24 protein-coding genes are annotated in these 19672 nt (G+C 63.3%); 10 read left to right on the top strand and 14 right to left on the bottom strand.

What is annotated here, in order from left to right:
• Nucleotides 1-90: 90 nt before the first annotated feature.
• Nucleotides 91-786: a ribonuclease HII gene (locus EN804_RS24500; RefSeq protein ID WP_127280809.1), complete on the top strand. Its 696-nt coding sequence runs from the start codon at nucleotides 91-93 to the stop codon at nucleotides 784-786.
• Nucleotides 787-1071: 285 nt separating this feature from the next.
• On the opposite strand, the gene EN804_RS24505 is transcribed toward EN804_RS24500, so the two are convergent.
• The 7 genes from EN804_RS24505 to EN804_RS24535 form a co-directional block, all read right to left on the bottom strand.
• A complete protein-coding gene (locus EN804_RS24505; RefSeq protein WP_127280808.1) occupies nucleotides 1072-1563 on the bottom strand; it encodes a F0F1 ATP synthase subunit B in 492 nt (163 codons plus the stop codon).
• A gap of 10 nt (nucleotides 1564-1573) precedes the next feature.
• Complete coding sequence (locus EN804_RS24510; RefSeq protein WP_127280807.1) at nucleotides 1574-2173, bottom strand: F0F1 ATP synthase subunit B; 600 nt, start codon at nucleotides 2171-2173, stop codon at nucleotides 1574-1576.
• 62 nt (nucleotides 2174-2235) lie between these two features.
• On the bottom strand, nucleotides 2236-2460 hold the full coding sequence (locus EN804_RS24515; protein WP_013896722.1) for a F0F1 ATP synthase subunit C: 225 nt from the start codon (nucleotides 2458-2460) through the stop codon (nucleotides 2236-2238).
• A gap of 83 nt (nucleotides 2461-2543) precedes the next feature.
• The gene (locus EN804_RS24520) at nucleotides 2544-3302 is read right to left on the bottom strand and encodes a F0F1 ATP synthase subunit A (protein ID WP_027142301.1); all 759 of its coding nucleotides are present in this window, start codon (nucleotides 3300-3302) and stop codon (nucleotides 2544-2546) included.
• Between the two features lie 84 nt (nucleotides 3303-3386).
• Nucleotides 3387-3788, bottom strand: a complete 402-nt coding sequence (locus EN804_RS24525; RefSeq protein ID WP_127281075.1) for an AtpZ/AtpI family protein — start codon at nucleotides 3786-3788, stop codon at nucleotides 3387-3389.
• Nucleotides 3789-4045: 257 nt separating this feature from the next.
• Nucleotides 4046-5230 (bottom strand): cell wall hydrolase, encoded by a 1185-nt coding sequence (locus tag EN804_RS24530; RefSeq protein WP_127281074.1) that lies wholly within the window; start codon nucleotides 5228-5230, stop codon nucleotides 4046-4048.
• Between the two features lie 145 nt (nucleotides 5231-5375).
• Nucleotides 5376-6665 carry an MFS transporter gene (locus tag EN804_RS24535; protein WP_135921568.1) on the bottom strand — a complete coding sequence of 430 codons (1290 nt, stop codon included), beginning with the start codon at nucleotides 6663-6665 and terminating at the stop codon, nucleotides 5376-5378.
• 119 nt (nucleotides 6666-6784) lie between these two features.
• On the opposite strand from EN804_RS24535, the gene EN804_RS24540 reads away from it, so the two are divergent.
• Nucleotides 6785-7702, top strand: a complete 918-nt coding sequence (locus EN804_RS24540) for a LysR substrate-binding domain-containing protein (protein ID WP_127873155.1) — start codon at nucleotides 6785-6787, stop codon at nucleotides 7700-7702.
• A gap of 19 nt (nucleotides 7703-7721) precedes the next feature.
• Here EN804_RS24540 and der read toward each other — a convergent pair whose 3' ends face one another.
• Both der and EN804_RS24550 read right to left on the bottom strand, forming a co-directional pair.
• On the bottom strand, nucleotides 7722-9155 hold the full coding sequence (gene der, locus EN804_RS24545) for a ribosome biogenesis GTPase Der (RefSeq protein ID WP_135881555.1): 1434 nt from the start codon (nucleotides 9153-9155) through the stop codon (nucleotides 7722-7724).
• Nucleotides 9152-9817 carry a tetratricopeptide repeat protein gene (locus EN804_RS24550; RefSeq protein ID WP_127281117.1) on the bottom strand — a complete coding sequence of 222 codons (666 nt, stop codon included), beginning with the start codon at nucleotides 9815-9817 and terminating at the stop codon, nucleotides 9152-9154. Before EN804_RS24550 ends, der begins: the two co-directional genes overlap by 4 nt.
• Before the next feature lie 216 nt (nucleotides 9818-10033).
• Here EN804_RS24550 and EN804_RS24555 point away from each other — a divergent pair, with 216 nt between their 5' ends.
• Nucleotides 10034-11038 carry a polysaccharide deacetylase gene (locus tag EN804_RS24555; protein ID WP_127281116.1) on the top strand — a complete coding sequence of 335 codons (1005 nt, stop codon included), beginning with the start codon at nucleotides 10034-10036 and terminating at the stop codon, nucleotides 11036-11038.
• A gap of 34 nt (nucleotides 11039-11072) precedes the next feature.
• Here the strand turns inward: EN804_RS24555 and sbmA are convergent, their stop codons facing one another.
• The 3 genes from sbmA to EN804_RS24570 all read right to left on the bottom strand — a co-directional run bounded on the left by sbmA (nucleotide 11073) and on the right by EN804_RS24570 (nucleotide 13903).
• Nucleotides 11073-12332 carry a peptide antibiotic transporter SbmA gene (gene sbmA / locus EN804_RS24560; RefSeq protein WP_135865271.1) on the bottom strand — a complete coding sequence of 420 codons (1260 nt, stop codon included), beginning with the start codon at nucleotides 12330-12332 and terminating at the stop codon, nucleotides 11073-11075.
• A 114-nt stretch (nucleotides 12333-12446) separates the two neighbouring features.
• Nucleotides 12447-13607 carry a YbfB/YjiJ family MFS transporter gene (locus tag EN804_RS24565; RefSeq protein WP_135881556.1) on the bottom strand — a complete coding sequence of 387 codons (1161 nt, stop codon included), beginning with the start codon at nucleotides 13605-13607 and terminating at the stop codon, nucleotides 12447-12449.
• A 71-nt stretch (nucleotides 13608-13678) separates the two neighbouring features.
• Entirely contained in the window at nucleotides 13679-13903 is a 225-nt protein-coding gene (locus EN804_RS24570; RefSeq protein ID WP_127278571.1) for a hypothetical protein, read from the bottom strand.
• A 94-nt stretch (nucleotides 13904-13997) separates the two neighbouring features.
• On the opposite strand from EN804_RS24570, the gene EN804_RS24575 reads away from it, so the two are divergent.
• From EN804_RS24575 to EN804_RS24585, 3 genes are read left to right on the top strand one after another with little or no spacing between them, the layout of a single operon-like run.
• Entirely contained in the window at nucleotides 13998-14963 is a 966-nt protein-coding gene (locus EN804_RS24575; protein WP_135921569.1) for a LysR substrate-binding domain-containing protein, read from the top strand.
• A gap of 23 nt (nucleotides 14964-14986) precedes the next feature.
• Nucleotides 14987-16252, top strand: coding sequence for an aminopeptidase (locus EN804_RS24580; protein ID WP_127278561.1), 1266 nt, complete (start codon nucleotides 14987-14989; stop codon nucleotides 16250-16252).
• A gap of 14 nt (nucleotides 16253-16266) precedes the next feature.
• Nucleotides 16267-16623, top strand: coding sequence for a DUF488 domain-containing protein (locus EN804_RS24585; RefSeq protein ID WP_135881557.1), 357 nt, complete (start codon nucleotides 16267-16269; stop codon nucleotides 16621-16623).
• Between the two features lie 62 nt (nucleotides 16624-16685).
• On the opposite strand, the gene EN804_RS24590 is transcribed toward EN804_RS24585, so the two are convergent.
• A complete protein-coding gene (locus tag EN804_RS24590; RefSeq protein ID WP_135921570.1) occupies nucleotides 16686-17039 on the bottom strand; it encodes an ArsC family reductase in 354 nt (117 codons plus the stop codon).
• Between the two features lie 151 nt (nucleotides 17040-17190).
• On the opposite strand from EN804_RS24590, the gene EN804_RS24595 reads away from it, so the two are divergent.
• Together EN804_RS24595 and EN804_RS24600 are read left to right on the top strand one after the other, a co-directional pair.
• Nucleotides 17191-17547 carry a metalloregulator ArsR/SmtB family transcription factor gene (locus tag EN804_RS24595; RefSeq protein ID WP_127278564.1) on the top strand — a complete coding sequence of 119 codons (357 nt, stop codon included), beginning with the start codon at nucleotides 17191-17193 and terminating at the stop codon, nucleotides 17545-17547.
• Nucleotides 17544-18023 (top strand): SRPBCC family protein, encoded by a 480-nt coding sequence (locus EN804_RS24600; RefSeq protein WP_127278565.1) that lies wholly within the window; start codon nucleotides 17544-17546, stop codon nucleotides 18021-18023. The genes EN804_RS24595 and EN804_RS24600 overlap by 4 nt, the downstream gene beginning before the upstream one ends.
• A gap of 99 nt (nucleotides 18024-18122) precedes the next feature.
• Here EN804_RS24600 and EN804_RS24605 read toward each other — a convergent pair whose 3' ends face one another.
• Nucleotides 18123-18476 (bottom strand): nuclear transport factor 2 family protein, encoded by a 354-nt coding sequence (locus tag EN804_RS24605; protein WP_127278566.1) that lies wholly within the window; start codon nucleotides 18474-18476, stop codon nucleotides 18123-18125.
• 166 nt (nucleotides 18477-18642) lie between these two features.
• Here EN804_RS24605 and EN804_RS24610 point away from each other — a divergent pair, with 166 nt between their 5' ends.
• Nucleotides 18643-19347 (top strand): SOS response-associated peptidase, encoded by a 705-nt coding sequence (locus EN804_RS24610; RefSeq protein ID WP_127278567.1) that lies wholly within the window; start codon nucleotides 18643-18645, stop codon nucleotides 19345-19347.
• 162 nt (nucleotides 19348-19509) lie between these two features.
• Nucleotides 19510-19641: a hypothetical protein gene (locus tag EN804_RS38695; protein ID WP_272483024.1), complete on the top strand. Its 132-nt coding sequence runs from the start codon at nucleotides 19510-19512 to the stop codon at nucleotides 19639-19641.
• The last annotated feature ends 31 nt before the right edge of the window (nucleotides 19642-19672 follow it).

Consider the following 19672-nt stretch of genomic DNA (forward strand, 5'->3'; position numbering starts at 1 on the left):
GGCCTGCAGACGGTGCCCTCCCGGTCCGGCGCCCCACCCGACCCGGAGGGACTTGCGGAGAATCGGAGCCGATGCGAACCTCGCCGCAACATGGCTCGCGCGCGTTCTGATTCTCCGCTTCTCTTCGAGATCGTCGAGAAACCCGATTTCTCCTTCGAGACGAAGGCGATGGCCGATGGTTTGTGGCCGGTCGCGGGGATGGACGAAGCCGGCCGTGGCCCGCTGGCGGGTCCGGTCGTCGCGGCAGCAGTGGTGCTCGACCCCGCCAACATTCCCGAAGGACTCGACGATTCAAAGCGGCTTAGCCACTTGCAGCGCGAAGCGCTGTTCCTGCGCATCCTCGGTTCCGCGCTCGGCGTCTCGATGGCGTCGATCAGCGCGGAGGGTATCGATGGCAGCAACATCCTCAAGGCGAGCCTCGAAGCGATGCGCCGCGCGCTGGTCGGGCTGCCGGTTCAGGCAAAACTCGCGCTCGCCGACGGGCGCGACGTGCCCCCGGGACTGCCCTGCGAAGGGCGCGCGCTGATCAAGGGCGACCAGCGCTCGCAATCGATCGCCGCCGCCTCGATCGTCGCCAAGGTCATGCGCGACCGCATGATGTGTGGCTGCGGCAATCATCACGATCGTTACGGCTTCGAAGTCCATATGGGTTACGCCACGGCCCGGCATCGCACGGCGATCGAGGCGCACGGGCCGGTGGCGCGGCTGCACCGCACCTCGTTTGCGCCGTTCAGGCTTGGGGGTGTCGAGGTGGTTGAGGAAGAGAGCTTGGCCGGGCTGGAGTGAGGCGAAAGCGGCGCCGAACTACAGCCGATCTCCCCCTCGGGGGGGGAAATGTCCGGCAGGACAGAGGGGGCGCTGTCCCGCCGACCTGTCAGTTCATTGCGATCAGATTCGCCGGATACTTCTCAGCCGGTGCGACGGATAAAGAATCGAACGCCGGCGATCCTTCGCGCCCCCCTCTGCCCTGCCGGGCATCTCCCCATGAGGGGAGATTGGTGGCGTCAACGCACCGTACAAAAAAAGCCGCCAAGTTTCCCGGACGGCTTTGATTTGCTTGATGTTGTCAGCTCAGTTCAGCTTGGCCTTCACATCCTGCAGCGCGGACTTGAACAGATCGGCTCCTGCCTTGGCGTCAACCTTGGCGGCGAGCAATGCACGTGCCGCCTCGACAGCGATGTCGACGGCGCTGGCGCGCACTTCGCCGATCGCTTCGCGCTCGGCCTGGCCGATCTTCTGTTCGGCAAGCGCGGTGCGCCGGGCGACATAGTCCTCGGTCTTCTTGTGGGCCTCGGCGGCCAGCAGTTCGGCCTCGCGCTTGGCGGCCGCGACAATGTCGGCAGCCTCCTGCTCGGCTTCCTTGCGCTTCTTCTTGTACTGGCCAAGCAATTGCTGGGCTTCGTCGCGCAGCTTGCGGGCCTCGTCGAGCTCACTGCTGATCCTGGCGGCGCGGGCGTCGAGCGCCTTGGCGATCATGCCGGGCACCTTGATGTAGACGGCGATGGCCAGGAAGATGATCAGGGCAATCGTGGCCCAGAGCGTTGCGAGAGATGTAGCGTCCATGATGCGCTCCTCACCGGGCCACGGATTTGACCGCGGCCGCGATCTCGGCCTTGCTGGCCTTGCCGCCAACGAGTGCCTCGACGATCGCCGAAGCGGTATCCTCGGCAATGCTGCCGACTTCCTTCATGGCATTGGCCTTGATGGAAGCAATGCGTGCCTCGGCCTCGCCAAGCTTCCCATCGAGCGCAGCCTCGATCTTCTTGCGCGCGGTATCGGCTTCCGCCTTGGCCGCATCGTTGGCTTGCTGGCCGATCGAGTTCGCGTTCTTCTTGGCTTCCGCCAGTTCCTGCTCGTAAGCGGCAACGGCGGCGTCTGCCTCGCCCTTCAACTTGGCAGCCTGGTCGAGATCCTGGCTGATGCGGTCGTTGCGGACATCGATGATGCCCCCGACGCGCGGCATCACGACCCGCTTCAGGAAGAGGTAGAACAGCCCGAACGTGATCGCCAGCCACAGAAGCTGCGACGGAAACGTCTCCGGATTGAATGGCGGAAACGTGCCGTGCGCTTCGGCAGGCACGCTGGTGCCGGAATGCGTGTCGCCTCCGGTCGCAGCGTGGCTGGTGTCGGCTGATGGCGCGGACTCTTGCGCGAAGGCAGATGTCACGAACATGGACTATCCCCAGATATCAGGCCCGCCGCTTGCGCGGCCGGCCTGTCCAATCTTCTCAGTACTCAGCCGAACAGGGCCAGCAGCGCGATGAGAAGCGAGAAGATGCCCAGAGCTTCGGTCACGGCGAAGCCGAAAATCAGGCGGCCGAACTGGCCGTCGGCAGCCGAAGGGTTGCGCAGCGCGCCCGAGAGGTAGCTGCCGAAGATGTTACCCAGGCCAATGCCCGCGCCACCCATGCCCAGGCAAGCGATGCCGGCGCCGATGTACTTTGCTGCTTCTGCGTCCATTTGTTCAACTCCTTTGGATCTGAAAATTCCGTTGCGATTTCATCCGGCACCAATGTTGAAAACTCTTGGCCGGAACTCTTGCCTCAGTGCCCGGGATGCAGGGCGTCGTTGAGATACATGCAGGTCAATACGGCAAAGACGTAGGCCTGCAGGAAGGCGACCAGCAGTTCAAGCGCCGTCAGCGCCACCGCCATAGCCAACGGCAGGATCGAACCCGCCACGCCGACCGCGCCCAGCGCGGAGAGGCTGACGACGAACCCGGAGAAAACCTTGAGCGTGATGTGGCCGGCAAGCATGTTGGCGAACAGACGAACCGAGAGGCTGACCGGGCGCGACACGAAGGAAATGACCTCGATCAGCACCACCAGCGGCAGCAGGAACACCGGCACGCCATGCGGCACGAACAGCTTGAGGAAACCAAGACCATGCTTCATGAAGCCGTAGACCACCACGGTTCCAATCACCAGGGCCGCGAGGCCGAAGGTGACGATGATGTGGCTGGTGACCGTGAAGAAATAGGGAAACAGGCCGAGCAGATTGGCGACCAGCACGAACATGAACAGCGAGAACACGAAGGGGAAGAACTTCATGCCCTGCGTGCCGGCGGCGTCACGCAGCATGTTGCCGACGAATTCATAAGCCATTTCGGAGACCGACTGCAGCCGGCCTGGAACCAGGCTGCGGCTCGACGTCGTCAGGAACAGGAACGCCGCGGCGACAACCACGGTGGCGACCATGAACAGGGCGGAATTGGTGAAAGACAGGTCATAGCCGCCGATCTCGATCGGTATCAGCTTGTTGATATGGAACTGGTGGATCGGATCGACCTTGTCAGCTGCCACGTTCAAACCCCGTCAATGCCGCGTACGGCCAAAATTACCTTGCCGCATGGAAGCGGCTATTTCCAAATGCCACCTGAAGGGCGGTCATTTGCCGTCGTCCCGGTCACGGCGCGGCTTCGCGCCTTGTCCGAATTCCGCCACAACGCCAGCCGAACGCATGACATTGAGCACGCCGGCGCCAAAACCAAGCAGCAGGAAAACGATCAGACCCCACGGCGATGTCCCCGCCATACGGTCGATGATCCAGCCGATGCCGGCGCCCACGACCACCCCGGCGATAAACTCGCTGGATAGTTTGATCGCCTGACCGTATCCGGTCACTGGTTTCGCGTCGTCTTTCCCCTCGAGCCGGTTCGGCAGCCTTGTCGCAAGCGATGCTCCAAGTTCACGCCGACGTCGCTCAAGATCGTCGTCGCGGATTTCGGCGTCATGCTCTTTGCCGCGGCCGGTTTCTCCGGTTCCGTCTGGCCCTTTTTTCTCGGCCATCGCAACCCCCCTGCCCGGGCAGACCGTCACCGTCCGTCCGCTTCTAAAGTCGCCGGCAACATAGTTAGAGGGTTTGCGCCCGTCAAGCCACGGAGGGAAGTTCCGCGCTGTGTATTTTAAATAGTAAAATCAAAGGATTAGAAAGGTGCGACATCGTGCCCGCGGCGATCGGAGGGATGCGTTGCGCGAATCCCCCGGGCAATGGCTCTCCGATCGACCGTGCGACCGCCCGAAAAGAGAGGCGCCCGGCGGTCGGCTCAGCTCCAGCCGCCACCATAGGTCCGGTAAAAGATATGCAGGCCGATCTTGGTCATCTTCTGCATCGTGCGCGCCCAGCCGGGATGGACATAGTTGGCGTAGTAATGTGTTGACGATCCCACCTCCGGAATGAAGATCTTGCCAGCGGTGACGGCCATGCCGATGTCTTGCGCGGTCTTGTAGGCGACGGGGTTGTCGATGCGCTTCTTTCTGCCGTCGCAAGCGAATGAAAACTGACAGCGGTTGAACCAGCTGTCGTTCTGGTAGACGACGCCGCAGATCGAATTGGGATAGGCGGGATTGCGGACCCGGTTGAGGATAACCTGGGCGACGGCGGCCTGACCGCGCACGGTTTCGCCGCGTGCCTCGAAATAGATGCCGTTGGCCAGGCATTTCTGCTCCGGCTTGGAGAAGACGCTGGCCGGAAGCGGATTCTGGATCCAGGCATGGTCGCCCTTGGCCATCGGCGGAATGAAGCGGCCGCTGTTGGACTGCTCGTCCTGAAGCAGGGCTTCAAAGGGTGAAGCCTTGGCGTAGTCCGGCTCGGATTGTGCGTAGGCGGTCGCCAGCACATCGGGGTGGTCGTTGTTGACGAGGGCGGCGAGCATGGCCGGCACGCCGGGATCCGGCTTCTTGTCTTCACGCGCGTGGAATGCGGCGGCGATCAGGATTTCCTTGCCTTTGATCTGAGGCTTGGCGAAGGCCATTTTCAGGTCGCTGTCCATGCTCGGCCGCATCAGCGAAGAGGTCCGCTGGAAGATCGAGCCTGCATTGAAGTTCTTCGGCGGCGCTACCGGAGAGACCTGGACGATGCGGCCCTTCTTGTCGGCGCGCACGACACGATCCTCGTCGGGCGACCCGCTGACCTTGCCGCCCTTGCCGCGGAACGAGACGGAGCCGATACCGGGAAGGCGAACGCCGGAACCCGAGATCGAGCCGGTGACGTCGGAATCGACGAACGGCATCTCGGCGGCGTGGACCGAGCCGGCGACGGATTTCTCGACATAGGAGTTCCAGCGGGCGGTCGGCGCTTCGAGGCCGGATACAAGGCTTGTCATGTCCTGGTAGGCGGCGACGGTCGGAAAGCCGATCCAGATGCCGAGGCCGATGATGAACGGAGACACAAGGCCGCGTTTCTTCTCACCGGCGGCGGCGGCCAGCCGCGTCAAGACACGTCGATGCACGGAACTCTCTCCAGGAACGCTACTGACCCCACTGGAGAGCAAAATGATGCATTAACCTTGATGGGACGTTAACGGGATCGGTCGGGTTTTCTCAGCCGGCTGGAGGTCGTGGCTTCGAAGTCCGGCGGTTTTGCGGCGGGAGCGCTCAGGCCCGCTTCAGGAAGACCGGCCAGGCAACCAGGGCGCAGGCGGCGGCCGACAGCCAGACGCCGGGCCATGACCAGAGGTGCAGCAGCCCTGGAATGGCCACCGGGACGAGGAAGAAGCCGACGAAGACAAAGCTGTTGGCAAGGCTGAGTGCCGTTCCGACATGGCCGGCACCGGCCAGCGTGGCAAGTTCGGTATAGGCAACGCCGTGCCAGGCGGAGACCGAGATGCCGGCAACAACAAGCACCAAGGGCAGGACGGCGAGCAGGAAGGATTGGCTGGCAGGCATAGCGGGAACGGCCAGAACCAGCACCCAGAGCACGACGAAGGCCAGCGCGCTGAGCGCACTGCACAAGCGAAGAAACTGACGGCGGTTGCCGTGGCGGTCGGTAAAGCGGCCGCTCCAGACGCGCATGACCATGGCGCCGACCTGTACAGCGACGAGGCTCGCGCTGATCGCCGTCGTGCCAAGCCCGGCGAAGTCGTGCAGGAACACCGACGCGAAAGTGAGGACCGCCACTTGCGGAAAGCAGAGCAAGCCGATCGCGGTCGAGATGCGCCAGACCTCGATGTTGCGCAACGGAGCCGGTCCATCCGATAAGACGGCGTGGGCTTCACCCGCCGGCGGCGGTTCGTGCAGCCAACGCCAGGCAAACAGTGCGGACAGGGCGGATGCCGCCGCCAGAAGCCCGAACACCGCGGCAAAACCGAAAGCCAGGGCAAGCGAAGGCAGGACGAGTGCGCCGAGGCCGCCGCCGAGCGGTACCGCCGTCTGCCTGATGCTCATGGCAAAACCGCGCTCATTCTCCCTGAACCAGGCCATGATGGCGCGGCCGCTCGAACCATTGACACTGCCGCCGAGCAGCCCCGTGACGAGCAGGCTTGCCGCCAGCAGCATGACATCGGGAATGCCTGATCTTGTCGGCACGACCAGCATCGCCATGACCAGGAGCCAGGCCGCCGTCGCGCCGAGACCGATCAGAAGCACGCGGCGATCCCCCCAGCGGTCAGTGAGCAGACCCCAGGGCAATTCGCTGAGCGCGACGCCCAGCCCAAGCAGGCCGAGCGCCAGGCCAAGTTCGGCATTGCTCAAGTGATAGCTCTGGCGAAGCACGACCGCCGTTGCCGGTATGCCCGAGAAAGTGGCCGAGAAACCGGCATTCGCGGCAACCCCGATGCCCAGGACCTTCCAGCGGTGGTTGGGGCCGAACACTCGGCCGGCAGGGCTGGCAGCGCTGCCTTGCAGGATTTGTGGTGGCTGTTGATCGGCACAGTCGATGGCGGACATGATTTCATTCCCGTTGCGGGCCGGTGTCTCAGGCCTTGACGGCATCTCTCTATCGCCATAAATCCGTCCTTAAAATAAGGAAGTTTTTGACGATCAATCCTGAAAAACAGGACATTACGTTGCAACGGGTGACATTCGACCTCGACGTCCTCAGAAGTTTCGTCACCGGCATGGAGCTGGGCAGCTTCGCCAAGGCCGCCGACCGGCTTGGCCGGTCGACCTCGGCGGTCAGCGCGCAATTGAAGAAACTGGAAGAACAGGCAGCGACGCCGATCTTCCGCAAAGTGGGGCGCGGCCTGGCGCTGACCGAGGCCGGCGAGACCATGCTCGGCTATGCGCGCCGGCTGCTCGATTTGAACGACGAAGCGGCGGCGGCCATCCATGACGTCGAACTGGAAGGCTGGGTGCGGCTCGGTCTGCAGGAGGATTTCGGCGAGGCCGTGCTGCCGGACGTGCTGGGCCGATTTGCCCGAGCCCATCCCAAGGTCAAGATCGAGGCCAGGATCGCGCGCAGCCACGACCTCGCCGAAAGGGTGATGTCAGGCAGCCTCGACATCGCGCTTGCCTGGCACTGTGGCCAGACGCTGCCCTATAGCGAGCACGTCGCCGATGTTCCGATGCGCTGGATCGGTCCGGCCAAGCGCATCGAGACGAGCCTGCGCGACGGCGAGCCACTGCCGCTGGTGGCGCTCGAAGCGCCATGTCTGCTGCGCACGGTCGCGACTGAAACGCTCGACCGCGCCGGGCTGCCCTGGCGCATGGCCTTCTCGAGCCCCAGTCTGGGTGGCATCTGGGCGGCTGTCGCCGCGGGGCTGGGGCTGACGATCCGCACCGACATCGGCTTGCCGGCCAGCGTCAGTGCGATGAAGCCCGAGATCGCCGGCCTGCCGGCGTTGCCCAAGATGGCGCTGTTCCTGCATCGTCGGGATGCCGAACCCGAGCCCGTGGCGGCCCGCCTTGCCGACATATTACTGGAGGCGGCGCGGCAGGCCCTGCCGGAAAATACGCGGACCGCCGGCTTGCGTGCCGCGGCCTGATCAGCACGAGCGCCGAGGCTCAGCCGCGCTTCTTGGCCCGGCCGGCGAACGGATTGTCCGAGGTGCGCAACGCGATGCGGATCGGCACGCCCGGCATGTCGAAGGCTTCGCGCAGGCTGTTGGAGAGATAGCGGACATAGCTCTGCGGCATCGCGTCCGGCCGCGAGCACTGGACCACGAAACCCGGCGGCCGCGTCTTGGCCTGGGTGACGTATTTGACCTTCAACCGGCGCCCGGCAACGGCGGGCGGCGGGTGATGCGCCAGTATGGCCTCGAGCCAGCGGTTGAGCTTGCCGGTGGAAACACGGCTGTTCCAGACCCTGTGCGTCCTCAGCACCGCATCCATCAGCTTGTCGAGGCCGCGTCCGGTCTCGGCCGAGACCGGCACGGCCTGGATGCCGCGCGCCTGCGGCAGCAGCCGCTCGGTCTTCTCGCGCAGTTCGGCCAACAGCTCCTGCGGGTTATCGATCAGGTCCCATTTGTTGAAGGCGATTACCGGTGCCCGCCCCTCGCGGATGATCAGGTCGGCGATCTGCAGATCCTGCTTCTCGAAGGGAATGGTGGCGTCGAGCACGATGATGACGATCTCGGCGAAACGGATGGCGCGCAGGCCATCCTGCACCGACATCACTTCCAGCTTTTCGTGGATCCTGGCCTTGCGGCGCATGCCGGCCGTGTCGAACAGTTTTATGCGGCGGCCGCGCCAGTCCCAGTCGACGGAGATGGAATCGCGGGTGATGCCCGCCTCCGGTCCGGTCAGCAGCCGTTCCTCGCCGATCAGCGCATTGATCAGCGTCGACTTGCCGGCGTTAGGACGGCCGACGACGGCGATGCGCATCGGCTTGGTATCGTCATAGGCCGGCTCGGCATCCGGATCGGCGATGTCCTCGCCGATCAGCACTTCGTTGATGGCGGCTTCTTCGTCTTCGCTGTCCTCGTCTTCACCGAAGGCGCGCGCCTCTCCAAGCGCTTCGATCACGGCGTCGCGCAGGTCGGGCATGCCCTGGCCGTGCTCGGCCGAAACCGGGATCGGCTCGCCAAGCCCGAGTTCCCAGGCCTCCAGCATGCCGCCTTGCGCGCCCTTCGCCTCGGCCTTGTTGGCAACGAGGACGACCGGTTTGCCGGATTTGCGCACGATCTCGGCAAAGGTCCTGTCATCGGGCAGCAGGCCGGACTTGGCGTCGATGGTGAAGAAGATCAGATCCGCCTCGCGGATGGCGATTTCGGTCTGCGCGCGCATGCGGCCCGGCAAGGTCGAGGCGCCGGCATCCTCAAAGCCCGCTGTGTCGATGACGTCGAAATGCAGATCGTAAAGCTTGGCGGCATGGACACGGCGGTCACGGGTGACGCCCGGCGTGTCGTCGACAAGCGCCAGCTTCCTTCCCACCAGCCGATTGAAAAGAGTCGATTTGCCGACGTTAGGTCTGCCTATGATGGCGACTTTGAAGGTCACGATGCACTGCCCGACCCGCGGATCAGTTCGGACATCAAGGTCGCCCGCTCGCGCGTGTTGCGCGGGGCGCCGTCATCGGAGGCGATCTGGTCGAACAGTTTCAGCGCGTCCTGCGTCTTGCCTTCCTTCCAGGCCGCAAGCCCGAGCGCCTCGCGCGCGCTGTGGCGCAGCGTGTTGGTGTCCGAGGTCAGCGCCTCGACACGGCTGGACACGTCGGCGAAGGAGCCATGGTCGACGAGCAGGAGTGCTGCCCTCAGCCGCGCCATGTCGCGCAGGCCCTGGGGAATGGCGGTGTCGGCGGCGACGTCGTCGAAATCCTTGACGGCTGCGTCGACGTCGCCCTTGTTGGCCTTGACGGTCGCTGCGCGCATGCGGGCGAGCAGCGGATAGGCGCCGTAGCCATCCTTCTCCAGCTGATCGAGCGCGGCCAGCGCGTCGTCGTTCTTGCCGTCATTGGCAAGCTTCAACGCCTGCGAGAAAGCATCGCCGGAGCGGTTGGCGCGCGTCTCGTCCCAATAGCGATAGCCGACGAAGGCGGCGGTACCGAGCACCACCAGGATGGCAATCACAAGCAAGGCCGGGCCGAAACGGTCCCACAGCTTCTGCGCCTGCTCGCGGCGCATCTCGTCATTGACTTCACGGATAAAACTGTCGTCGGACATCGATCAAAACCATTCTTGGCCCCGGGCCGGGGCCGTTCGTGAGCCCGCGTTTTAGCGAAATTTTGTCGGCATGGAAGGGGTTCGACCGGAAAATCGGCTATTCCCGGGGGCAAACGGATGTTTGCCCCGGGGCAAACCCACGAAAACCCAATCGCACCGGCGCCACATTTCGGGGATAGCCGGCTTGCTGACCACCCGGAGCCTGTAAAATTGCCGATGCCCAGTCTGTCCCGTGTTATTGCGTTTTCGCTTGCCTCGCTCGCCGCCGCCGGCGCGGCCCTGGCCGACCCGCCCGCGCCAGCAGAACCAGCGAGGCCGAAGCAGGTCGTCATCATCTCGTTCGACAGTGCCCGCGACATCTCGCAGTGGAAGCGTAGCCGGGCGCTGGCCCAGCGCACCGGGGCGCATTTCACCTATTTTCTGTCCTGTGTCTTCCTGCTGTCGCCCGAGACACGCGGCCAATACGCGGCACCTGGCAAGACCGCGGGCAAATCCAACATCGGCTTTGCCGCCTCCAGGCAGGACGTGGCCGAGCGGCTGGAACAGATCGGTCTCGCCGCCCATGAGGGCCACGACATCGCCAGCCACGCCTGCGGCCATTTCGACGGCAAGGACTGGAGCAAGGCCGACTGGCTGACGGAATTCGCCTCGTTCGAGCACATTCTAGAAAACGCCTATGCCATCAACGGCATTGCGCCCGAACCCGAGGGCTGGCGCGATTTCGCGCATGCGGTGGCGGGTTTCCGGGCGCCCTACCTGTCGGCAAGCAAGGCGCTTTACGAGGCGCTGCCGGCAGCCGGCTATCAGTTCGACGCCAGCGGCGTTTCAAAGGGCCCTGCCCTGCCGCCGACCATCGGCGGCATCACCCGCTTTTCCCTGCCGCTGATTCCGGAAGGGCCGAAATCACGGCCGGTGATCGCCATGGATTACAATCTCTATGTCCGGCATTCCGGCGGCTTCGAGCGGCCAAGCAAGGCCGGCGAATTCGCCGACCGCACCTACCAGGCCTTCCGCGCCGCCTTCAACACGCAATATCAGGGCAAGCGCATTCCGCTGGAACTCGGCTTCCACTTCACACTGATGAATGACGGCGCCTACTGGAACGCACTGGAACGCTTTGCCGGCGAGGTCTGCGTCAAATCAGATGTCGAGTGCATCAGTTTTCGCGATTATGTTTCGCGGCGGGACGGCAGCCAGAAGCAGGCGACGGTTGGCGGCTGAGCTGCCAACCCGTTTCGCATAAATCCCAGACTTCCTAAGCCGGGTCTTCTGCACCCTGCCTTGCCAGATAGCGCTGATCGATGTCCGGTAACGGCTCACCCAGCAGCGTCGCCTCGAAGGCGCGCAAGCGTTTATGGACCGACTGCAGTTCGACGATAGTCGACCAGGAGGTAAGCAGGAATTGCAGCGAACCCGTCACCTTGCCGAAGGCGTTGGAGATCTGGTTCAGCGCACCGAACGTTATCTTGTGCGCGACCAGCGACGGACCCAGGATCAACAGCGAGAAAATGTTGTCGGCCTGCAGGTAGGTGTACCGGACGACGTTGAAATAGATGTAGTGGAAATAGAGCCGGAAATAGTTGTGCCGGACATTGGCAAACAGCTCGGCGGTGGTGGCGGGTTGCGCCCTGTCCGCATGATCCTCGCCATAGACGAGTTCCTTGCGGTAGGCGGCTTCGACGCGCTGGTTACGGAACTGCAGCCCCGGAAGCTTCATGCCGGCAATCATCACCGAGATCGTGCCGAACAGACACCAGGCAAGTGCCGCGACCACCAATGGCTGCGGGATCGCGCCGATGATCGGCAGTTCGCTGATATGGGCCTGCAACTGGATCATCACCGGCAGGAAGGCGATCAAGGTCATGATCGACTGGACGAAACTGGAACCGAGATCCTCCATGATCTGCGAGAACCGCATCGTATCCTCCTGGATACGCTGCGAGGCGCCCTCGATATGGCGCAGCCTGCTCCAGTTCTCGATAAAGTAGTTGTTCATCGCCGTCCGCCAGCGGAAGATCCAGTGGCTGACGATGAAGGCATTGACCACCTGCACGTTCATGCCGACCAGCGCGAGCCACGAAAAGTCGGCCAGCCCGGTGTAGAATTCGCCGTTGGTCGATTTTCCGGTCCCCGACATCAACCCTTGCACATAGTCGAAGAAGGGGCCGTACCAGGCGTTGACGGCGACGCTGACCTGCACGTTGAAATAGATGAAAAATAGGATGACCGCCGTCATCAAGATCGACCAGCGCTGCCAAGGATGCGGCGAATACCAGCTCCAGAATGCGTAGAAGATGGCCACGCAAAGCGCGAAATAGATGTAAAACCAGAGGAACGGTTTCGACACCAGCACGGCGATGCCGATGATGGGCGCCGCATCGGCGGCTGCCGGCGGAAGGCCCACAAGGCCCCCCAATTGCTCCCCGCCGAAAAACCAGAACAGGATCGCCGCAAGGCTCCAGATGGCGGCCGAAGAGAAGAAAAGCTTCGGCTGCGGGAAGAAGGATACGAACACTGTGGCGAATTCCTCGATCTATGCGCAAATCAGGTGGGTTCGGCGGGCATAAGGTCACACATTAGGGGGAAAGAAAATGCCTGCCCGAGTTCAGGCGCAGAGCAAGACCACAAATCATGGCGATTTTGGCGCGGCCGACCATGTGACGGCGCCGGAGACGACCAGGACGGCCGCGGCGACGATGGAGGCGAGGAAGAAATCGCCCGACGCCTGGGCCAGAAGCCCGGCCGCGATCGGGCCGATGATCTGGCCAAGACCGAAGGAGGCGGTCATCAAGGCAAAGATGCGCCGGGGTGACTTCGGCGCCTGCTGCCGTGCGGCCTGCAGGCCAAGCGCCGTGATGGCAATGAAGGTGCCGCCGAGCAGCACGCCGCCAAGCAGCGGCCCCGTGCGCCCGCCTGCGGCGACGCTCGCGGTAACGCCGACAACTTCGACGAAGCACCCCAACGCATAGGCGGCATAGAGCCCGATCCGCGCCGATATCTTCTGCCAAAGCCAGACCGAAGGGAAACCGGCAAGGCCGGCAACCATCCACACTTCGGCCTCGAAGACGCGGCTGCCGCCGCCTTGGCGGACGATGGCGACGAGGAAGGTCGCCGTCACCACATAGCCGAAACCGAACAGGCCATAGGCGACGATCGCCTTCATCAGCGACAGGTCTTTCGGCAGCGCCGGCTCGTGGACGGCTTCGCCATTGGTGAGCGGACCCTGGTTCGCCAGCAGCGCCACGGCGACGAAGCCGCAAGCCGAAATCGCGCCCGACCACAGCCAGCCCTGCGCCCAGCCGGCATGTTCTGTGACCAGCACGGCCATCATCGCCGCCGACATCGCGATGCCGAGGCCAACGCCGCCGAAATGCCATGCCTGCAGGTCGCCCCGCCCGGCCTCCGCGATATGGCTGAAAACGATGCTGGCCATGAACACCATGACGAAGGCGCTGGCCAGACCGGCCAGAAAACGGATGGCGAGAAAGGCGGCCATGGCATCGGTCAGCCCCATAAGGGCGGCCAGCACGGCGCTGGCACCGAGGGCTGCCAGCATCAGCGAACGCTCGCGTCCGTGCGCCCAGTTGCCCGCCGCCACCAACGCGCCGACGAGGTATCCGAGATAGTTGGCCGAGGCGATCCAGCCGGCATCGGCCGGCGACAGATGCAGTTCCTCCATCATGCCGGGCAGGATCGGCGTGTAGACGAAGCGGCCGATGCCCATGGCGACGGCCATGGCGATCATGCCGGCGAAGGCGTAGCGAAGCGCTGTCGATGGGGCCGATGTCATTGCAGTGCACAATAAATCTGCGCACGGGTGAAACAATCCGCCTTGTGTTGGGCCAGTGCCGGACCGCGCGCTCAGCAGCGCCCGCCGAAACCGGCGTTCAGCGAAACGGTCTCATGCACGGTCCGGCGCGCCGTCAAGCGGAACGGCACATCGCCGAGTTCGCGCTCCGACATCGCGTCAAGCGCGGGATGCGCAAGCGGATCGGTCAGCCAGCTCAGCGTGTCGACGTCGCAGCGCGTGTCATCCGACGAAGTGGCGGCGAACAGGACCTTCAGCGACGACAACATCCTCAGCATTTCCGGTTCCATGGGCCTGTCTCCGTCCAAAAGTCAGCCGTTTCGGTATCTCTTTCAATTGAGATTTCGGCCGGATCGGTTTAGAAAATCTCAAATGGCCATGCTCAACCGCGTTCATCTCAACGGCCTTCGCGCCGTGGAAACCGTCGCCCGTCCCGGCTCGCTCGCGACCGCCGCCAGCGAACTCAACGTTTCCGTCAGCGCCGTCAGCCAGCAGATCAGCCGCACCGAAAAGCAGCTCGGCCAGGCCCTGTTCGAGCGGACGACGAGCGGTCTCGTCCTGACCGAATTCGGCGCCGTCTTCGCGGCCCGCCTTGGCGCCGGATTTCGCGAGCTTGCGCAGGCCGTGGCACTGGCCGACGAGGCAACCCAATGCACATTGGTTGTTTCGGCGGCACCTGCGTTTGCCTCCAAATGGCTTCTGCCACGGCTGTCGCGGCACTTCGACCGGCATCCCAACGTGCTGTTGCGCATCGACGCCTCGGTGCGGCTGGCCAATCTCGATCATTCCGACATCGACATTGCCATCCGGCTTGGCGACGGCAAATGGCCGGGCGGGAAGGCGGAGCTCATTTTGGCGCAGGAAGTCTTCCCGGTCTGCGCACCGGGCATTGCAAGAAAACTGAAGTCGATCGGCGACCTTGCGCGGACCTGCGCCATCACCGACGAGCGGGCGATGATCAACTGGGAAAGCTGGTTCGCCGCTGCCGGCGTTCCACCCGTCAACTTCCAGAAAGGCGCGCGCTTCACCGACCCGATGCTGTGCCTGGAATCGGCGATCGCCGGCCATGGCGTGATGCTGGGCTGGCAATTGCTGACGGCCGATGCGCTGGCCGATGGGCGGCTGGTGGCGCCGTTCGGAATCCGCGCCCAGAGCGGCCTCGGCTACTGGCTGGTGACCTCCGCCACCAAGCCTGAAAGCCGCAAGGTCCGGGACTTCAAAATCTGGATCAAGGAAGAGATCGCGGCGACCATGGCGCAGTTCGGATCGTCGGTCGCGGGGCCCAGTGGCGCGATCGCGGTGGAAAGCGCCGCGGTACCGGTCTATGTTCAATCATAAATCCCACGACGACAGGCAGGATCATGACCACACATTCGCGCGGCGTTTCCGCAACGATCGACCCGGTGAAGCTCGACAGGCTGGCGGAAGTCGCCATCAAGGTCGGGCTGCAATTGCAGCCCGGACAGGACCTGGTGCTGACATCGTCGATCGCGGCGCTGCCGCTGACCAGGCGCATCGTCGAGCACGCCTACAAGGCCGGCGCCGGGCTGGTGACGCCGATCTTCAACGATGACGAGATGACGCTGGCGCGCTACCGCTTCGGCGCCGATGCCGGCTTCGATCGCGCCGCCGGCTGGCTCTATGAAGGCATGGCGAAGGCCTTTTCCAACAATGCCGCCCGGCTCGCCGTACGCGGCGAGGATCCGTCGCTGCTGTCGGCGCAGGATCCGGCCAAGGTGGCGCGCGCCAACAAGGCCAATTCGATGGCCTACCAGCCGGCGCTGGAGAAGATCACCGGCTTCGACATCAACTGGAACATCGTCGCCTATCCGGATCTGGCCTGGGCCAGGCAGGTTTTCCCCGGCGACGCCGACGACGTGGCGGTGGCGAAACTCGCCGACGCCATCTTCGCCGCCTCGCGTGTGGATGTCGAGGACCCGATCGCCAACTGGAAGGCGCACAATGCGGCCTTGCGCGGCCGCACTGAATGGCTGAACGGCCACGATTTCCATTCGCTGCATTTCACTGGACCCGGCACCGACCTGACTGTCGGGCTGGCGGACGGCCATGAGTGGATGGGCGGCGCCTCGACCGCCAAGAACGGCGTCACCTGCAATCCCAACATCCCGACCGAGGAAGTCTTCACCACGCCGCATGCGAGGCGGGTCGAGGGCCATGTTTCCTCGACCAAGCCGTTGTCCTACCAGGGCACGCTGATCGACGACATCTCGGTGCGCTTCGAGGGCGGGCGGATCGTCGAGGCCAAGGCCTCGAAGGGCGAGGACGTGCTGAAGAAAGTGCTCGACACCGACGAAGGCGCGCGCCGCCTCGGCGAAGTGGCGCTGGTGCCGCATTCCTCGCCGATCTCGGCCAGCGGCCTGTTGTTCTTCAACACGCTGTTCGACGAGAACGCCGCCTGCCATATCGCGCTCGGCCAATGCTATTCGAAGTGCTTCGTCGACGGCGCCTCGCTCAGCCAGGACGAAATCGGGGCGCGCGGCGGCAACAAGAGCTTCATCCACATCGACTGGATGATCGGCTCGGACAAGATCGACATCGACGGCATCGCCAAGGATGGCAGCCGCGTGCCGGTGATGCGCAAGGGCGAGTGGGCCCAGGGGCTCTAGCCGGCTGAGATGTGATGGCCTTCGATATTGCAGTCAGGCGCGTCTACGAAGCACCCGAGAAGGCCGATGGCCAGCGGGTGCTGGTGGATCGGATATGGCCGCGCGGCGTCGCCAAGAAGGATGCCGCGTTGACGCTGTGGCTGAAGGAGATCGCGCCGAGCGACGAACTGCGCAAATGGTTCGGGCATGAGCCGGAGCGCTGGGCGGAATTTCAGAAGCGGTATGGTGGCGAGCTGGACCGCAACGAGGAGGCGTTGGCGAGTTTGCGCGCCCTGCTTCGCGACGGCAAGGTAACGCTGCTTTACGGCGCCCATGACGAGGCGCACAACAATGCCGTGGCGCTGGCGGGGTATTTGCGAGCCCACCCGTAACATCGAGACGCCGGCGGGATAGAGGGGGGCGCGAAGGATCGCGGCGCGGGTGAGAGTCGGGTCTACTTCCCGCCCACCGCCTCTTCATAAACATCCGGCTTGAACCCGACGAGGATGCTGTCGCCGACTTCCAGCACCGGCCGCTTGATTATCGTCGGCTTGGCCAGCATCAGCGCTTTCGCCTTCTTCTCGTCGAGGCCCTGCCTGTCCGCCTCCGGCAGTTCGCGAAACGTCGTGCTGCCTTTGTTGAGCAGCTTTTCCCAGCCCACCTTGCCGACCCAGCCATTCAGCTTGCCGGCCTCTATTCCTTCGGCCCGATAGTCATGAAAACGATAGGGAACGTCATGGCTCTCCAGCCAGACGCGCGCCTTCTTGATCGTGTCGCAATTGGTGATGCCGTACGTGGTGATCGTCAAGACGTGCTTCCTTTGGGCTGACCGTCGAATCCGTTTCGCAACCTAGAACCGCCCTTCCCGCTTTGCCAGAAGCTCGTGAAATTTGCCGCTTGCAAACACTAAGGAATTTACCTAAGTATTAATGACCACTTTTGACGACCCAGGACCATCGATGACCAGCCTCCAGAGCGCAAATCCGATCCCCCCGCCGATCGATGGTATTTTTCGCGCGCTTGCCGACCCGACACGGCGGCGCGTGGTCGAGCGACTCAACAGGAGCCCCGCTTCGGTCAGCGAACTGGCACAGCCTTTCGAGATGGCCCTGCCTTCCTTCATCGACCATCTCAAGATTCTCGAAGGCTGCGGGCTGGTTCGGTCGCAGAAGACCGGCCGGGTCAGGACTTACGAGCTTGCGCCCGAGCCATTGAAGCTCGCCGAAAGCTGGCTGGCTGAGCAGCGCACGCTCTGGGAGCGCCGCCTCGACCAGTTCGACGCCTATGTGATGACACTCAAGGAGCAGGAAACATGAGCTATCCCTTCAAGCCAGATCCCAGGCTGGACCTCGTGCTGGAGCGCGTGCTCGACGCGCCGCACCAACTGTTGTGGCGCGCCATGACGACGCCGGAGCATGTCAGGCAATGGTTCACACCAAAACCATGGGTGATCACCGACTGCGAGATCGACCTCAGGCCAGGCGGGTTGTTCCGGACACGCATGCAGTCGCGCGACGGTAACGAGGTCAGCGACCGCCATTGCTGCTATCTGGAAATCGTGCCGAACGAGCGGCTGGTGTGGACGGATGCGCTGCTGCCGGGCTATCGGCCGTCAGGCGAGCCGTTCATCACTGCTGTGATTTCGCTGCAGCCGGATGGCCGGGGCACGCGCTACACCGCCACCGCCATCCACCGCGACGAGGCGACCCGCGACAACCATGAAGAGATGGGTTTCTTCGACGGCTGGGGCACGGTAGCCGATCAGCTTGCGCAATATGTGAAGACGATTTGAGCTTCCTGGGTGGCGGCCAGGGCATCGCTGGCCGCCATGTTGATCTCCGCCTTCGCGGCGAAGAGCGCGGACTCCGGAAAGCCAGCTGTGTTTCCGACCTCAGTAGTAAAATCGCTCTTCGGCGATCTTGCCGTTCTTGACCGTGTACAGGCCAACCTCATCCATGGTGACACGCTCGCCGGTGGCCTTGGGCGTTACGTCAAACGTGAAGCGCACCGCGAACTGGTCGCCGTTGACATAGGGTCCTTCGACCGAGCCGCCATGCACTTCGTGGTTCTCTTGCCACCACTGGCTCTTTTGCTTGAGGGCCTCCTTGCCGCGGCTGACGGCCATCGGCCCCTCCATGGCTTCGTAGCTGACGATAGCGTCGGCATTGTATTTTTCGGCAGCGCCGTCGCTGTTGCCTTGTTTAAGAAGCTCGGTGAAGTCCTTGGCGATTTCCGTGATGGTCATTTGTGTTCCTCCTGTTTGGACGCATTGCAAGTAGGGAACAGCCCGCTGACATGCCATCAGCTGACGGGTCGATAGCTGACATGACCCTGTCAGGATAAGCGCCTGACCAGCCTATCGCGGACCGACTTCGGTTGCAGAGGCACGCCAATTCCGCGATGCTGGGTGCATGTGTAACCTCTACAACATCACCACGACACAAGAGGCGGTCCGCCAATGGACGCGCGCACTGCGCGATATCAGCGGCAACCTTGAACCATCCGTCGACATCTATCCCAATCAGCCCGGCCCCGTCGTCCGCAACACGGCAGACGGGAAGCGTGAGCTGGCCAGACTGCTTTGGGGGTTGCCAACGCCACCTGAGCGCATGAAGGGAAAGGCCGACTACGGCACGACCAACGTTCGCAATCCACAATATTCGCACTGGCAACAGTTTGTCGGGGTCGAGCATAGATGCGTCGTGCCGGTCACCAGTTTTGCCGAACCCAGCCCGACACCGAGTGACAAGGACCCAGAAACCGGCATCCAACGCAACTACTGGTTTGCCCGTGACGATAGCCGACCGCTGTTCTTCTTCGCCGGATTCTGGACCCGTTGGCAGGGTATTCGAAAGGTCAAGGACGGACCCGGCGACTTCGAGTTATTCGCCTTCATGACAACCAAGCCAAACGCCCTGATCGCGCCGATCCATGAGAAGGCTATGCCAGTAATCCTGACCACGTGGGAGGAGACCGAGGCCTGGCTTACAGCACCTTGGGCAGAAGCACGGCATTTGCAGCGAACGGCACCAGACAACGCGTTGGTGATCGTTGAGAAGCCAGCCACACAAATCAAGTTTCCGCAGCAGGCACCGGCGCAAGGATCTCTGTTCTAGGCTAAGGGATAGCCGCGTTCCTCATTCCTCGTCTCGCCATATTACACGGCGAACCATGCGGATTTCGACAAGGCGTCTCACACGAATTTTCAAGCGCTCCGCAGCACTCGGCAAAATTATGTCGGCATCAAGTTCGCGAAGCTTGCAGCGCTCGCACCGCATATGCCGTTCGACATCCCAAAAGGGAATGTCACCGACAAGCTTCGCGAGATCGCCAGGCAGATAATGCCGGGTGATGTTGCAGTGCCGGCATCGGACACGAATGAGTTGCCCGACTTCGTGCGCGAGGCATAGGGTTTGCACATTTCGGCGCGGTCGGGTGCTC

This window comes from Mesorhizobium sp. M8A.F.Ca.ET.161.01.1.1 (genome assembly GCF_004792105.1).
Classification (GTDB): domain Bacteria; phylum Pseudomonadota; class Alphaproteobacteria; order Rhizobiales; family Rhizobiaceae; genus Mesorhizobium.